This window comes from Evansella clarkii (genome assembly GCF_002019695.1).
Classification (GTDB): domain Bacteria; phylum Bacillota; class Bacilli; order Bacillales; family Salisediminibacteriaceae; genus Evansella; species Evansella clarkii.
In genome coordinates this window covers 2,443,063-2,458,214 of record NZ_KV917376.1, presented here as the reverse complement: position 1 = coordinate 2,458,214, position 15,152 = coordinate 2,443,063, and the positions used below count along the sequence as shown (strand labels likewise).

Here is a 15,152-nt window from a genome sequence, read left to right as displayed (position 1 = left end):
AAAAAAGCTATGCCCACAAAGTTTATTATTTGCGTGATAATCAAAAAAAAGAAGGCATCCGGGGATGCCTTCTTTTTATTGCTCATCTTTAGGTATTGCTGATTCTTTAATTTTCTTCTTTTCTTCCTCAACTAATACCCGGCGAAGGATTTTTCCTACCATAGTTTTCGGCAGTTCATTTCTGAACTCATAAATTCTCGGAATCTTATACGAGGCCAGATGTTCACGTGAAAACTCTTCAAGATCCTTTTCGTCAATCTTCCGTCCTTCTTTAGGAACAATAAATGCTTTTACCGTCTCCCCACGGTAAGGGTCAGGAACTCCAATTACACATACTTCCTGTACATCTTCATGTTCATAAAGGACTTCTTCGATTTCCCTAGGATAAATGTTAAATCCGCCGGCAATAATCATATCTTTTTTACGGTCCACTATATAGAAGAAGCCATCTTCATCCATATAGCCCATATCACCTGAAAGGAACCAGTCATCTTTAAAGACTGCCTGTGTTTCCTCAGGGCGGTTCCAGTAGCCTTTCATTACCTGAGGTCCTTTAATCATAATTTCACCAATCTCATTAGGACCAGCCGGTTCTCCAGTTTCCGCAGAAAGAATCGCCACGTCTGTATCAGGCCATGGAAGGCCGATACTTCCTGTTTTTCTGTGCTCCCAAAGCAGATTTGCTACTGCTACAGGCGACGTTTCCGTCAAACCATAGCCTTCCACAAGCCGGCCATTAGTAACTTCTTCAAACTTCGTCTGCACCTCTACCGGAAGCGGGGCTGACCCGCTGATACACGCCTTAATGGAGGACAGGTCGTGATTCTTAATATTCGGATGGTTCAGAAGGCCGATATACATAGTAGGCGCCCCTGGATATAAGGTGGCTTTATGTTTTTCAATAGCCTTCAAAATATCCTTCGGTTCAAATTTAGGCATAATGATCATTTTAAAGCCCATTCTGATTGACAGGTTCATTACGGTAGTCATGCCGTACACGTGGAAAAACGGAAGTGCCGCAAGAACAACTTCTTCTCCTGGTTTTAATTTATACATCCACTGTTCACACTGCTGGGTGTTAACGACCAGGTTATAATGTGTAAGCATAACTCCTTTTGCAGGACCTGTTGTTCCTCCCGTGTATTGCAGAAGTGCGAGATCTTCTTTAGGGTCAATTTCGTGCTTGAGAACAATTTCCTCCGCACTGCCCTTCTGGAGCAATTCAACAAAAGAATGAAGCTTCGCGCCATACTGAAGATTGACCGAAATTCCTGTGTTTTTCTTCTGGATAAAAGGATAGATCAGATTTTTAGGGAAAGGTAAAAAGTCTTTAATACCTGTTACGATGATGTGCTCAAGCGGTGTTTTTTCCTTAACTTTAGCCACCCGTGGATAAACCAGGTCAAGACAAATCATTACTTTCGCCCCGGAATCATTCATCTGATGTTCTATTTCCCTTTCCACATACAAGGGATTCGTCTGCACGACAATAGCGCCGGCAAACAGGGCTGCGTAATAAGACACTACCGACTGGGGTGAGTTTGCAAGCATAATAGCTACTCTGTCCCCTTCTTCCACCCCGAGTGAACGAAGCTGATTAGCAAGCTTTAAAGAAGCTTCGTATACTTCACTATAAGTCATTTCTTTCCCCATGAAATTTAGTGCGGATTTATCCGGAAATCTTTCCGCCGCCCTCTTCAGGTAATATTGTAATGTCTCTGTTTCATACTCAACAGACTTAGGAATTTCCTCGGGATAATGTTTGAACCACGGTTTCGCTGTTACTGTTTCCATACTTTCTCCTCCCTTTTAAAATGATCTCTCCTTTTTAAAAGATTCTTCGATGAAAAGTGTACCCATCATGAACGCTTGTTCAGAATGAGTGCCCTTTGCATCGATAGGCATTCCCCTCTCTATATTCTATTGTATTGAAAACGCATACAAAATAAAAGTAATTTGTTATAATTTTTAGAATTTTTTACTATAATTTCAGTTATTTATTCTCTTGTTTCCCCTTCCTAAGTCCCGGAAACACTGTGAAAACGGAAATTTAAATAAAAAATTCCCTGGAAGCTTTACCCAGGGAATAATGCATATTTTTTCTTTTATCTGAAGGTTTTCAGGCAAAAAACCAATATAACAGCCCGCCGATAATGAACACAGCACAAAAAACAATAAGAACTTTAGCCAGAGTTTCCATACATTGTATCACCTTTTAATATTTTTTATCCGCCTGCAGACGCCTAATAATGAACCACTGTCTGCATATGGAGTAAATAATGTTAAATTATGCTCGCACCGATAATATAAGAAAGAGCAACAGACAGTATAAACGAAATTAAACCAACAGCCCGGTTATCCCGCCTTAGTTCTTCGTCCACTTTAAAACCTGGAGTTAAAAACTCAAAGATAAAATAAACAAAGATAAGAAGAACAAAACCATAGATTCCCCAGCCGAGCATACTTATTACAGAATGATTTTCCAGAATAGAATAACGGAAAATATTCGCCACGCCAAAGATCTTTCCCCCGGTAGCAAGTGCTACTGCAATATTCCCTTTTTTTATTTCTGTCCAGGTACTGTATTTAGTAACGAGTTCGAAAACGGCCAGAGACACTACAATAGCAACCACCACTATACTGTAAAGCCCCGCCGTATAAATATACTCGTGCTGGAAAAAGCCATCCATCAGCTTGTCCTCCTATTTTAAAGAAACTACTGTAACGCCTGATCCGCCTTCATTCATACCGCCCATCCTCACACCTTTTACGTTCCTGTGGGTCTTTAACAATTCCTGGACACCTTTTCTCAATGCCCCGGTACCTTTACCATGGATTATGGAGACTTGATTATATCCTGCAAGGACAGCGTCATCGAGATATTTTTCCACTTCCAGCATGGCGTCTTCAAAACGCTCACCACGAAGGTCCAGCTCGGTTTTTACGTGGGAATCCTTTCCCCGGACCGTAGACAGTGGACTTTTTTCCACTTGCTTCGGACGGTCTATATAAAGAAGATCACCGGATTTCACCTTCATCTTCATCATCCCAAGCTGAACAAAATATTCTTTATCGTTTACTTGCTCCACTATATGGCCCTTTTGATTAAAACTGATCACTTTCACTTCATCGCCAGGCAGCAGCTTCTGCTTTTTAATATTTGATTTTTCCTGTTGTTTATCTTTACGTTTATCCACCAGCTCAGGTTCCGCCTGTTCAAGGCGCTTCCTTGCATCAATGAGCTCATGATCCTTTATATTAGGGTTGTTTTTCTGAACTTCTCTTAGTTCGGCGATAATATTTTCAGCTTCTTTTCTCGCTTTACTTAGCGCAGCAGCTGCTTTATCTTCCGCCTCTTTCAAAATCTTTTCTTTTTCACTTTCAAGGGTGCTGAATTCTTTCTCCAGTTCCCTGTGGAGACGCTCAGCTTCCTGGCGATGCTCTTCAGCAGCATCCATCTCCTTTTCGGCCTGTTTTCTGCTGTCCTCCAGAGATGCAATCATATTTTCAATTTTATTTGTATCGGCGCCGATCTGGCTTTTTGCATCGTTGATGATCGATTCATCCAGGCCTAATCTGCTGCTGATGGCGAAAGCATTACTCCGCCCTGGCACCCCTATTAACAACCGGTAGGTAGGCCTTAATGTCTCTACATCGAATTCCACACTTGCATTCATTACACCATCTCTGTTGTATGCATAGCCTTTCAGTTCGCTGTAATGAGTTGTGGCAATAACTTTAGCTCCTGCATTATAAACATAGTCCAGAATAGCTATCGCGAGAGCCGCCCCTTCCGTAGGGTCAGTCCCTGCTCCTAGCTCATCGAACAGAACAAGGGACTGGTGGTCAACCTTCTCCAGTATATCTACTATATTTGTCATATGAGAGGAGAATGTACTTAATGATTGCTCGATAGACTGTTCATCACCAATATCGGCGAAAATGTTCTGGAAGACAGCTGCATTGGATCCTTCCTCACAAGGTATCTGCAGACCAGACTGTACCATAAGTGTGAGGAGACCAACCGTTTTTAAAGTTACCGTCTTTCCTCCTGTGTTCGGCCCGGTAATCACAAGGGAAGAATACTCTCTGCCAATCTCAATATCGATTGGCACTACCTCGTCCTCATTAATCAGCGGATGTCTCGCTTTAGCCATTTCTATAAAGCCTTCTTCGTTAAGCTTCGGCTGTGTCCCTTTGAGTTCACCACTGTACAGGGCTTTTGCAAAAATAAAGTCGGCCTCTGCCATCACTTCCACCACGATTAAAAGTTCATCCGCATCTTCCGCAGTTCGGGCAGATAACTCCTGAAGAATTCTGTTGATTTCCTGTTTTTCTTTCATCCTTGCTTCCCGAAGCTGGTTATTAATCTGAACGACAGAGCCTGGCTCGATAAATAACGTGGCTCCTGACGCTGACTGGTCATGGACCATTCCGCCAAAATGCCCTCTGTATTCCTGCTTTACCGGGATAACATACCGGTCATTCCTTATCGTAATAATCGCATCTGATAGCATTTTTCTTCCGCTTGAAGATCTGGTAATACTCTCAAGTTTAGATCTAATCCCTGATTCATGGGAACGGATCTGCTGGCGGACGGAACGAAGAGCAGGGGATGCTGAATCAAGGACATCGCCGTTTTCATCAATGGCCTGTTTAATCTCTCTTTCCAAATCTGTAAGAGGAACCATTCTTCCAGCAAGTTCAGGGAGAATAGTAAGTTCAACCTCATCTTCCACCATATCTTCTATGAAGCTTTTAAACCGGCGGCTCCCATAAATTGTAGAAGAAATATCAAGGAGCTCCATCTCATTCAGCATGCCGCCAATCGCTGCACGTTTAACTGCTGCACGAATATCCCTGATTCCTCCAAGGGGAGCCTGTCCCTTTAGCCTTATAACTTTAGTGCCCTCAAAGGTACTGTCCTGATTCCTTTGAATTTCATTTATATCGTAAGAAGGAGTAAGCTCTTCCACACGCTGTTTTCCTAAAGAACTGCTGGCATGCTTTATCAGCTGCTCCTTCATCTTGTCATACTCTAATATGCGACTAACCCTGTCTGACACAAGGGCCACCTCCATGTATTTTACCTGTTCCTGTTAAGGTACTTTGTAACTTCTTCTGCTGACCACGTATTGACAACCGTCTCTTTCTTAAGCCAGCCTCTTCTCGCTGTCTTGACCCCCACAAGCATGTGATCCAGCATTTCCCACCTGTGGGCATCTGTATTCACAGCTATTTTCGCCCCTGCTTCCTGGGCTTTCCTTACCCATTCTGCAGAAAGATCAAGACGGTTCGGATTTGCATTTAACTCCAGAATCGTTCCTGTCTCCACAGCCATCTCTATCAGTTTTTCGAAATCGACAGGATAGCCTTCCCGTCTGCCGATAACTCTTCCGGTAGGGTGGGCAATCATATTGACATGTGGGTTCTCCATTGCCGTCTTCAGTCGCTTCATAATAGTTTCTTCATCCTGGCTGAAGGCTGAGTGGATCGACGCGATGACAAAGTCCACGTTTTCAAGTACGTCATCTTCAAAGTCGAGGGATCCGTCCGGAAGTATATCCATTTCCGTACCTGTAAAAATAGTAAAATCCTTATACTTCTCATTTAATGTACGTACTTCCTCATGCTGGCGTTTCAGCCTCTCCACAGTTAACCCGTTTGCAACACGGAGGAACTTTGAATGGTCTGTTATAGCAATGAAGCTGTAACCCCGCTCACGGCAGGCCTCCACCATCTCTTCAAGGGAATGAGCCCCATCACTCCAGGTGGTGTGCATGTGAAGATCCCCTTTTATATCATCATACCTTATCAGAGGATATTCATTTTTATATACTTCCAGTTCCTTTTTGCCTTCTCTCACTTCTGGAGGAATATAGGAAAAACCGAAGTGGGCGAAAAATTCTTCTTCGGATTCAAATGTTTTTATTTCGCCTGTTTCTTCATTTTCAATACCGTACTCACTAATTTTTTCCCCGTTTTCCTTCGCAAGCTGCCTCATCATGACATTATGGTCTTTAGAGCCGGTAAAGTGATGAAGAGTCGAAGCAAAAGCCTCGTCTTTAATCATTCTGAAGTCCACAGGGACGATCAAATCTCCGAATTCGAGCTCAAGGCTTATCTTCGTCTCGCCATGGGCAACGATTTCTGTAATATTTTTCAGAGAAACTATTTGTTCCCCCACTTTAGCAGGATCCTCAGTGGAAATAATAAAATCCAGATCCTTAATCGTTTCCCTGCCTCTTCGGTAGCTTCCCGCAAGTTCAAAGCGATTTACACCATCCATTTCCTCCAGCTGCTCTTTAATTAATTCCGCTGCAGGCATAACTTCCGCAATCGTAAGCCTTTCAGGGCGCTTCCCAAAGTCTTTCAGTGCATCAAGAATTTTCTCTTCCGTTTTCTCCCCAAACCCCGGAAGCTTCTGAACTTTCTTGTCTTCACAGGCTTTTCTGAGAGAATCCACGTCAATAACGTTCAGCTCCTGATAAAGTTTACCTATTTTTTTGCCGCCCAGTCCAGGTAGCTTCAGGAGAGGTATTAATCCTGCCGGCAGTTCCTCTAAAAGTTCATTGAGAAGGGACGATTCCCCCGTCTCCATCAGCTCTGTAATAACGGAGGCTGTCCCTTTGCCAATCCCCTGGAGGCTCGCCGGGTCATCTATTTCCTCCATCGTCCGTTCGTCCCGCTCTAGTGCACCGGCTGCTTTGCGGTAGGCAGATACTTTAAAGGTATTCTCCCCTTTAATTTCCAGATACACGGCTATCGTTTCAAGAGTTTTTATTACATCTTTTTTGTTCACTTCTGACATGTTATCACCCCATAAGGTAATTTTGTATAAAGAAAAGCGGAAGCACCTTGGTCACGAGTGACACTCTTTACTTGCGACGAGTAACCGCAGGAGCAAGCACTGGAAGGCCTTTTCGGAAGCCGCTCTCCGGCTACCGGAAAGGCCTGAAGTGACCTCGAGCTCGTAGGCGCTGGAGCTAGACAGCTTTCGTTGGGATTTATACTTTCTTATATTGTAAAAATAGCTTCCCGCTTTTAACGGAAAGCTATCCTGGCTGGAACAGGCCCTTTCATTTGCCAGAGAGCAGTGAATATCACTGAGTATCCAGCCACCATTCTTTAATCTGGTTTGACAATACCGGAGTATAATCAAAAATCATCTGTGCAAATGAAGAACCTTGAAGAATCTCCTGTACAAGTTCAATCTGAATGAGCGCGGCTAAATGAAGGAACACCACGATTACTATCAGTGCTTCGAGAAAGCCCAGGATGCCGCCAAGCCAGCGGTTTATAATATTCAATATTGGCAGATGGGCAAGGAAATCAAACATCGAGCCAATGATCTGCATCAGTATTTTCACAGCAAAAAAGAGGATGGCAAATGCGATACCATTATAGTAAACATTCTCGAGACGGAATGCATCAACCAGCAGAGAAAAATCAGAGGAAAGCTGTGGAAATGGAATCCATAATCTTATGTAATGAGCTACATCCTGATAATATAAATAAGCAACTATAAAAGCGGCCGCGAGACCAAGCAGATGGATGACCTGAAGGACTAATCCACGCCTGAATCCTACGAAAAAACTAATGATTAATACTAAAAACAATATAAAACTCAGCATCTTTACGAATCCCCATCTTTCTGATCATTATCCAGTTTTTTAATCAGGCTTAAATAATCATTCCCTATATTTACAGCTGTTAAAACAGCTAGCTGACTGGAGTCTAAATAAGGGTTCTTCCCTTTTATTTCCCTCATTTTTTTATCAACTAATGAGGCTACCTGTCTGATATGGTCCGGATTTTCCGAGCCGACGATCTTGTATTGCTGCCCGTAAATACTAACATTAGTTCGACGCTTTTCGTGTCCCTGTTCCACTCATAAGCCTCCATTCGTCAATAGAAATCCTAGTTTATATCATAACATGTTGATATGTTGATGAAAATATAAAGTATTTATTACCCAAAAAAATGGTGACGTTAAACAAAAGGTTGACTATACTTAGGAAAGCTTAGGTATAAAGAAAAGAGGCAGTAAGTTTACCTGTATTGGTAAAAGAAGCGGCGCGGGAGGCAAAACTTATCAGAAAGGAATGATGTGACATTGAGTTATGAAGTCATTCAGGTAAATAAAGGAACTCTTGAAAAAATAAAGTACCATTATATATCCTCTTTAAAAGAAAATCCGCCGCAGGGTGCTGTGTTCTCTGCTAAAACGAGCGGCTGTACAATTACTGCATATAAATCCGGCAAAATTCTGTTCCAGGGGAAAGATGCCGCTGCAGAAGCAGGAAAATGGCAGAAGGGTGCCGTCTCATCTGCAAAAAAGACCGCCAAGCCAGCTTCCAGGAAGGCGGTGGACAACCATTCGTATCAGCCTCCGGCAAACCTACCTGGCCTCGTTCTTCTTGGCAGTGATGAAACAGGGACAGGTGATTATTTCGGCCCGATGACAGTCGTTTGTGCTCATCTGAGTAAAGAGCAGCTGAAAACCGTGGAAAGCTGGGGTATTCGTGATTCAAAAATGATAAATGATACAACGATCCGGGAAATTGCCCCTAAGCTTTCGAAAGAATGTACATACAGCCTGCTTGTACTGCATAACGAAAAATACAACGATCTTCAGGAAAAAGGGATGAATCAGGGGCAGATGAAAGCACTCCTCCATCATCAGGCTATTACAAATGTGATGAAAAAATGTGCCGCTGAAGGTCTGGATTATGATGGAGTTTTAATTGATCAGTTCGTTCAGCCGGCACGGTATTTTGACTATTTAAAATCAAGAAACCAAATGTGGTCTTCTGAAAAGCCGCTTTATTTTGCAACAAAAGCGGAAAATCTTCATCCTGCTGTAGCTGCGGCCTCCGTTCTTGCCCGTTATTCGTTTCTGAAGCAAATGGCTGAACTGGAGAAGAAAATCGGACTTCCATTACCAAAGGGCGCTGGCCCGGGAGTTGACGCAGCTGCCCGAAGAATACTTAAAGAAAAAGGACAAGACACTCTTTACAGCTGCACAAAATGGCACTTCGCAAACACAGGTAAAGCATTTAAATAATATTATTTCAAACCTCGCCAGAGTGATTGGCGAGGTTCTTCATTAGGAGTTTAATATCTAGAAGATGTCTTGGCTTCAAAGGGTAATCAGCGAAGAAAAAATAAACGGAGATTCTCCGTTTATTTGCAGATTGGAGCTCATTTTAGTGAATATAAGGGAAGGTTCTCCGGTTATGCGAAGCAAAATCAACTATTTTTGGAATTTTCCAGTTAATAGGCGGAACCTCTCCGTCTATTCCAGTGTTATTTAATAATAATTACGAATGAAGCGGAATTTTTCCGTCTATTTATTTTATCGGCTGCTTAACCTGAGCCCCAAACCACTAGTGCATACCCTCTTGATCCTTAAAAGGAAAACACTTATTGTCCCTCCTAGTAATAGTAATAATAAATGTCAATTGCTCTGCCAAAGTTAATGGGATTTCCAGAAAAACTTGATTAATAAAGAAAAAGACGCATGTTAATCCATACGTCAATTCTTGTCTCTTTAATAAGGAAGCACCCCATAACCGTACCCTTTAGAAAAATGCAGTAAGCTCTTTATTAATGCCGTCAAGAAGCTAATCAAGCTCGTTTTAGGTTCCGATCTAACAACTTGCTGCTGCAAGGCTATTCTTTAATTTGCCCATTCCCCAGGATAATGTACTTTTCAGAAGTCAGGGCGTCCAGCCCCATGGGGCCGCGGGCATGAAGTTTTTGTGTGCTTATTCCAATTTCAGCTCCGAAACCGAATTCAAAACCATCTGTGAAACGGGTAGAAGCATTATGGTATAAAGCTGAAGCATCAACAAAAGTAAAAAATTTCTGAACCTGACTATCGTCCTCCGAGATTATTGCTTCAGAATGCCTGGAACCATATGTTTGAATATGTTCAATAGCTTCATCTATACTTTCACTTATTTTTACTGAAACAACTAAATCCAGGTATTCCTTCGCCCAATCCTCCTCTGTTGCAGGAACGACAGACGGAACTGCTGCAGAAACTTTTTCATCTCCTCTTACTTCCACCCCTTTGTTCTGGAGTGAGGTAATAAGGCGGGCCACCTGCTCCCTTGGAAATTCTGAATGAATTAATATCGATTCAGCTGCATTACAGACGGAGGGACGCTGAGTCTTTGCATTTACAGCAATCTTAACAGCTGTATCAGGGTCAGCAGATTTATCAATATATATATGGCAGTTCCCGGCGCCGGTTTCCAGAACAGGCACGGTTGCTTTTTCTACTACAGTCTTAATGAGCTCTTTTCCGCCCCGGGGGATTAATACGTCTATATGCTCTTTCATTTTAAATAGTTCTTCCGCAGCTTCATAACTTGTATCTTCAATCAGCTGGACAGATTTTTCCGGTAACCCTGAGCTCTTTAATGCATTCTGTATAACTTTTACAAGAGCTATATTAGAATGCAGCGCTGAAGAGCTTCCTCGTAAAATAACAGCGTTTCCCGTTTTCAGACAGAGTGTTGAAGCATCCACAGTAACATTCGGCCTTGCTTCATATATCAAGCCAATAACTCCAAGGGGAACCTTTATTTTCTTGATAACAAGCCCATTTGGCCGCTCCCATTTCTCCGTTATTTTCCCGACAGGATCGTCCATTTCCGTTAGTTGACTGATTCCTTCAGCCATCCCCTTTATTCTTTCTTCAGTCAAAATTATTCTGTCCAGAACAGCCTTCGAAAGACCTTTTTCTTCCCCCTTGCTAATATCCTTCTTATTTTCCTCCAACAGGTAATCACAGTTCTCTAACAGCTCGTTTTTTATCTGGTGCAGCGCATTATTTTTCTCGTTTGCTGATAATCCCCCAAGGAAAGCCGATATTTCCCTGGCAATTGCTGCCTTTACACTGACTTCAGATGCCTTTAGCTTAACTTCACTCATTTTTGCCTTCACCCCTCTGATTACTTTTTTGCAAGAGCCACCCAGTTGTCCCGGTGTATGACTGTTAAAGATTGCTGCGGTGGAACTGAAAGGGACGTTAATTCAGAATGACTGTAGTTTACCTGGCCTTTTCCTAAGTTCTCTCCTGAAAGGCCATGCACTTCCACAACTTCTTTTGCAGAGAATGTTCCTTCTATCTTCGTAATGCCGGCTGCCAGAAGGCTTCTGCCTTTGTCAAGAAGGGCTTCCTTTGCCCCATCATCTATAGTAATTACTCCCGCACAGCTGGAATGAAGATTAATCCATTGTTTTTTACACTTCATGACCGGCGGTTTATCTGTGCCGATATATGTGCCATCTCCATATCCCTCGATAATTTTAGTTAATTTATCCCTTCCGCTCCCATTCCCCACAAAAACGCGTACACCTAGTGATAAAGCTGTTTTTGCAGCCTGGAGCTTCGAATGCATTCCACCGGTGCCAAACTTGGAGGTGGAGGCAGGTACAGTAGATAAAAGCTCATCGTCTATGTCACTCAGGAGATCATACTTCTTTGCGAGAGGATCAAGTACCGGATTAGTGGCATATAAACCGTTAATATCAGTGAGCATAATCAGAAGATCTGCATGTACCATACCGCTTACAAGAGCAGACAGCATATCATTATCACCAAACGTCAGCCCCTTAACAGAAACAGAATCATTTTCATTAATAATCGGAAGTACTTGTCTTTTAAGCAATTCCTCTAAAACCGCATGAACGTTTTTATAATCTTCATGGGCTGAGAAATTCTGCCTTGTAAGCAGCATCTGACCTGTCTTAATGCTGTGGAACCGGAATGCTTCTGCATAAGCCTGCATCAGCATCCCCTGCCCTACCGCGGCGGAAGCCTGTCTTCCTTCCAGTGTATTGGGCCGGACTGGATACCCTATTTCTTTAAACCCTGCTGCTACAGCACCAGAGGAAATAAAAATCACTTCGTGCCCTTGATGAACTAATTCCGAAATAGCCTGCACATGATCGATTAACTTTTCAAAACTTAAACTTCCGTCTTCTTTCGTTAGTGAACTGCTGCCAATTTTTATTACCAGCCTTTGTTTCTTCACACGTACAGCCTCCTTCTCTTGTAATGCAGGAAAAATATCCGGACTGAATTATTCCGATTGATTGTATCATCATTACCGTATATTTATTATTATACATGAATAAATATTCTGTCAACAGTATTTCTTACCTTTTATTTTCAAACTGATAGAAAAAACCTGCCGGATATTTCCGACAGGTTCTCTTCTTGGTTATTTATTTTTATCAGATGAAATCGTCCGTAAAACTCCCACCTCAAAACATGAGTTGAACCGGTGATGTTTAGGTGGGAGATAACTGACCACTGATTGAAGGTTCACTTTATAGTCCAGGGGGGGCGAGGATATAATAGATGCTGGCAAAAAAGACAAACACAGCAAATACTGAGGTGTATGCTTTCCATCCTCGAAAGCCTTGAGTGGTCTCATGTATTTTTACACAGATAAAATACATCCAGATTAACGCCGCTATTATACCGGCCCACGTGAGCAGCCCGCCACCGGCACCTGTTAGCCCAGGTATAGCCAGCAGTCCTGGAATCAGCGCTACAGCAGCCCCCCGGTTAAGGTCACCGATATTCCCCGGCCCCCCAAACCCTCTTGCTCCCGCCCAGAGCAGTATTGTCAGACCCAGCCTTGTCAGCCAGACTGAAAATAAACCAAATAAGATAAATATAAATGGTACAGCAACATTGCGCAGTAACTCCGATTCAAAGCTTGCAATAAAACCTGCATTTGCATAAATCCCCATTATTCCATATATTACTCCCGCCATAATTACAATCATTCTGCTGTAAAGCGGCGCCTTTTTTTCAGCCAGAAACTCCGTGTAGGAGGAAGATCGAAGACAAATCATTTTTCCAATCACCAGGAAGACCTCCTTCATGCCTACATATTCCAGGGCATAATCGCCCATATTGCAATGACAGCAAAGAAGATCACTGTGATTGCTGCGCCCGCCGTACTGTTGTACCGTTTAGGATGAATATCTTTCCATCCATGAATCCTTTCAATAAGGGCATGGTCTTCTTTGGTTGTCAGCTTCGCAGAAAGCTGCGGTATTCTGTTCGTTATATACGAAACTATAATTAGCAATATGAAGCTCAGCGGAATGGCAAGCATTGCACCGGAGAGGCCCATTCCATCCGTCACACTGTGGCCTGTAAGTACTATATTCGGGAACACAAACGGCGATACAATAATATATACTGCTCCGCCAATAACAGAAGCTGCAATTGCGCCAAATTTGTTGGCTTCTTTCCACCATACCCCTACGATAATCAAAGGAGCATTTGTTACCCCTGCAAGGCCGAATGCCCATAGTATACTAACAACCAGGAAGGCTGGAGGATTAATGGCAAGCAGGATACTAATAATACCTCCTGCAAAGATAGCAGCATATCCAAGCTTCATTTTGGTTTTCTGCTTAAGCCCCGGCTTTAATGTAGTAACAATATCCTGGGACAGGAGAGCGCCGATAGCTAGCAGATTTCCACTTAATGTAGAAAGACCTGCCGAGATAGCCCCTGCAATTACAAGAGCGGTTACCCATTCAGGGTTATAAACAAGGTTCAGTATTAAAGTGAGCTTATCAGCATCTCCCGGTGAGATCGCCACACCTTGTGTTTCTGTAGCATAAACACCAACGAAACCCATTGCATACGTTGCAGAAAATACAAGACCGATAATAAAAGCAAACCAGACCATTGCCGAACGGGCACTCTTTAAGCTGGATGCTGTATATATCCGCATGGCAAGATGGGGCAGCCCGAGTGACCCGATAGTTAATCCAATAAGCGACACATACCATTTCGGCGAGAACTGATAATCAAAGAAATTAGGCATAGCCTCAAGCATAGCCGGGACCATATCGGCATACAGCAGAGGAGGAAAAAACCATCCACTGCCGCCTACGGCTTTCATAATAGCGCCTAAAGGCACGATAAACATTAAAGCTATAATAACCATCTGAATAGCTGCGTTATTTGATGCACCAGCCATTCCCCCGATAGTAATATAACCTACTATTATTAACCCTCCCGCTATAAGGCCGGTCAGGTAAGGAATTCCCAGAACAGTTTCAAAAGCAAGAGCAATCCCGATCATCTGGCCAAGGGAATACATGATAGAAACGAGAATCATAAACAGCGCAGCAATAATTGAAGCACTTAATCCGTATCTTTCCCTTATAAAATGAGTCGGAGAGAATGCTCCCATACGCCTTAAGCTTGTCCCGTAAATAATTGTGATGAGAGGAATAGATAAGATAAGCTGTATCCAGAGCATAATAAACGGAACTTGAAGCTGTAAAATCAATGCCGTAATACCAAGAAACGTTGCAAGACTCATATAAGTCGCCGCCATAGCCAGACCATTTGTCAATGGGCCGATACTTGCCCCTGCTACATACAGATCAGTTACAGAGGTGCTTTTCCGGTTGGATATGTATCCTACTACGTAAAATAAAAGAAAGGTAACTACTATTGCCGCGATTCCTAACAGAGGATTCGATAACTGCCATGCTTCTTCTCCCATTTTCCTTACGCCCCTTCCTCGCTGTTTTTCTCTTTTCCGAGAGTTTTCTGGTGTTTGTTTTCTTTCTCAATTTCCTCGTCGATTCTGTTACCGAGCCTGCTTGCTACAATGGTCAGAATAAATATCCCGAACCAGCCGGAAAGAATAGGAACGATGTACATAATCGGGAAACCAAACAGATATCCTTCTACAGGAAAAATAGAAAATATTAATGCGACATTTCCGGCAAGCAAAAATAAAACTGTTAATAAAATAGTGATCCGCACTTCAAATTTGTAAGCTTTCATAATCTCTCTCCTCTTTGTTTAAGATTTTTCTGACTGATTGCTCAGTCGGTAATCCTTTCAGAGAAGTCACCATATTTTTTGAAATAGAGGGCCTTTATCTCCCGTTTTTTCACCTGAAAGAATCTCTGATATTTCAAGATTGTAACCGCTTCCAATAAAAGGTGTCAATATAGTTTTTAAAAAATTAGGAATATTTATAAAACTTTGGTTTATTAGCCCTATATTATTTCGCAGACGCCTTTTTTTCAGGGCCTCTTGCACTATGTCACTTCTTGTGACAACAGGAAATTTAACGAGTGCCAAA

The 15,152-nt window shown here is 42.5% G+C and carries 13 protein-coding genes; 1 reads left to right on the top strand and 12 read right to left on the bottom strand.

What is annotated here, in order from left to right:
- Positions 1 to 75 precede the first annotated feature (75 nt).
- The 6 genes from BK582_RS11155 to zapA all read right to left on the bottom strand — a co-directional run bounded on the left by BK582_RS11155 (position 76) and on the right by zapA (position 7,891).
- Entirely contained in the window at positions 76 to 1,794 is a 1,719-nt protein-coding gene (locus tag BK582_RS11155) for a long-chain-fatty-acid--CoA ligase (protein WP_078595109.1), read from the bottom strand.
- Positions 1,795 to 2,282: 488 nt separating this feature from the next.
- A complete protein-coding gene (locus tag BK582_RS11150; protein ID WP_078595108.1) occupies positions 2,283 to 2,690 on the bottom strand; it encodes a DUF350 domain-containing protein in 408 nt (135 codons plus the stop codon).
- A gap of 12 nt (positions 2,691 to 2,702) precedes the next feature.
- Positions 2,703 to 5,066: an endonuclease MutS2 gene (locus tag BK582_RS11145; protein ID WP_078595107.1), complete on the bottom strand. Its 2,364-nt coding sequence runs from the start codon at positions 5,064 to 5,066 to the stop codon at positions 2,703 to 2,705.
- Between the two features lie 20 nt (positions 5,067 to 5,086).
- Complete coding sequence (gene polX / locus BK582_RS11140; RefSeq protein WP_078595106.1) at positions 5,087 to 6,811, bottom strand: DNA polymerase/3'-5' exonuclease PolX; 1,725 nt, start codon at positions 6,809 to 6,811, stop codon at positions 5,087 to 5,089.
- 292 nt (positions 6,812 to 7,103) lie between these two features.
- On the bottom strand, positions 7,104 to 7,634 hold the full coding sequence (locus tag BK582_RS11135; RefSeq protein WP_078595105.1) for a CvpA family protein: 531 nt from the start codon (positions 7,632 to 7,634) through the stop codon (positions 7,104 to 7,106).
- Positions 7,635 to 7,636: 2 nt separating this feature from the next.
- Positions 7,637 to 7,891 (bottom strand): cell division protein ZapA, encoded by a 255-nt coding sequence (gene zapA, locus BK582_RS11130; protein WP_078595104.1) that lies wholly within the window; start codon positions 7,889 to 7,891, stop codon positions 7,637 to 7,639.
- A 225-nt stretch (positions 7,892 to 8,116) separates the two neighbouring features.
- Between zapA and rnhC the strand changes: the two genes are divergently transcribed.
- On the top strand, positions 8,117 to 9,067 hold the full coding sequence (gene rnhC, locus BK582_RS11125) for a ribonuclease HIII (protein ID WP_078595103.1): 951 nt from the start codon (positions 8,117 to 8,119) through the stop codon (positions 9,065 to 9,067).
- A gap of 608 nt (positions 9,068 to 9,675) precedes the next feature.
- Here the strand turns inward: rnhC and BK582_RS11120 are convergent.
- From BK582_RS11120 to BK582_RS26955, 6 genes are all read right to left on the bottom strand, one after another.
- A complete protein-coding gene (locus BK582_RS11120; protein WP_078595102.1) occupies positions 9,676 to 10,944 on the bottom strand; it encodes a glutamate-5-semialdehyde dehydrogenase in 1,269 nt (422 codons plus the stop codon).
- Positions 10,945 to 10,964: 20 nt separating this feature from the next.
- Positions 10,965 to 12,050 (bottom strand): glutamate 5-kinase, encoded by a 1,086-nt coding sequence (gene proB / locus BK582_RS11115; RefSeq protein ID WP_078595101.1) that lies wholly within the window; start codon positions 12,048 to 12,050, stop codon positions 10,965 to 10,967.
- A 298-nt stretch (positions 12,051 to 12,348) separates the two neighbouring features.
- The gene (locus BK582_RS11110) at positions 12,349 to 12,894 is read right to left on the bottom strand and encodes a hypothetical protein (RefSeq protein WP_078595100.1); all 546 of its coding nucleotides are present in this window, start codon (positions 12,892 to 12,894) and stop codon (positions 12,349 to 12,351) included.
- A 20-nt stretch (positions 12,895 to 12,914) separates the two neighbouring features.
- Positions 12,915 to 14,561, bottom strand: coding sequence for a solute symporter family protein (locus tag BK582_RS11105; RefSeq protein ID WP_078595099.1), 1,647 nt, complete (start codon positions 14,559 to 14,561; stop codon positions 12,915 to 12,917).
- Positions 14,562 to 14,566: 5 nt separating this feature from the next.
- Entirely contained in the window at positions 14,567 to 14,848 is a 282-nt protein-coding gene (locus BK582_RS11100) for a hypothetical protein (RefSeq protein WP_078595098.1), read from the bottom strand.
- A gap of 66 nt (positions 14,849 to 14,914) precedes the next feature.
- Positions 14,915 to 15,151 carry a hypothetical protein gene (locus BK582_RS26955; RefSeq protein ID WP_169910959.1) on the bottom strand — a complete coding sequence of 79 codons (237 nt, stop codon included), beginning with the start codon at positions 15,149 to 15,151 and terminating at the stop codon, positions 14,915 to 14,917.
- Between the last annotated feature and the right edge of the window lies 1 nt (position 15,152).

Coding starts and splice junctions, on each gene's coding strand:
- BK582_RS11155 (WP_078595109.1), bottom strand. CDS start 1,794: ATGGAAACAGTAACAGCGAAACCGTGGTTCAAACATTATCCCGAGGAA.
- BK582_RS11150 (WP_078595108.1), bottom strand. CDS start 2,690: ATGGATGGCTTTTTCCAGCACGAGTATATTTATACGGCGGGGCTTTAC.
- polX (WP_078595106.1), bottom strand. CDS start 6,811: ATGTCAGAAGTGAACAAAAAAGATGTAATAAAAACTCTTGAAACGATA.
- BK582_RS11135 (WP_078595105.1), bottom strand. CDS start 7,634: ATGCTGAGTTTTATATTGTTTTTAGTATTAATCATTAGTTTTTTCGTA.
- BK582_RS11120 (WP_078595102.1), bottom strand. CDS start 10,944: ATGAGTGAAGTTAAGCTAAAGGCATCTGAAGTCAGTGTAAAGGCAGCA.
- BK582_RS11105 (WP_078595099.1), bottom strand. CDS start 14,561: ATGGGAGAAGAAGCATGGCAGTTATCGAATCCTCTGTTAGGAATCGCG.
- BK582_RS11100 (WP_078595098.1), bottom strand. CDS start 14,848: ATGAAAGCTTACAAATTTGAAGTGCGGATCACTATTTTATTAACAGTT.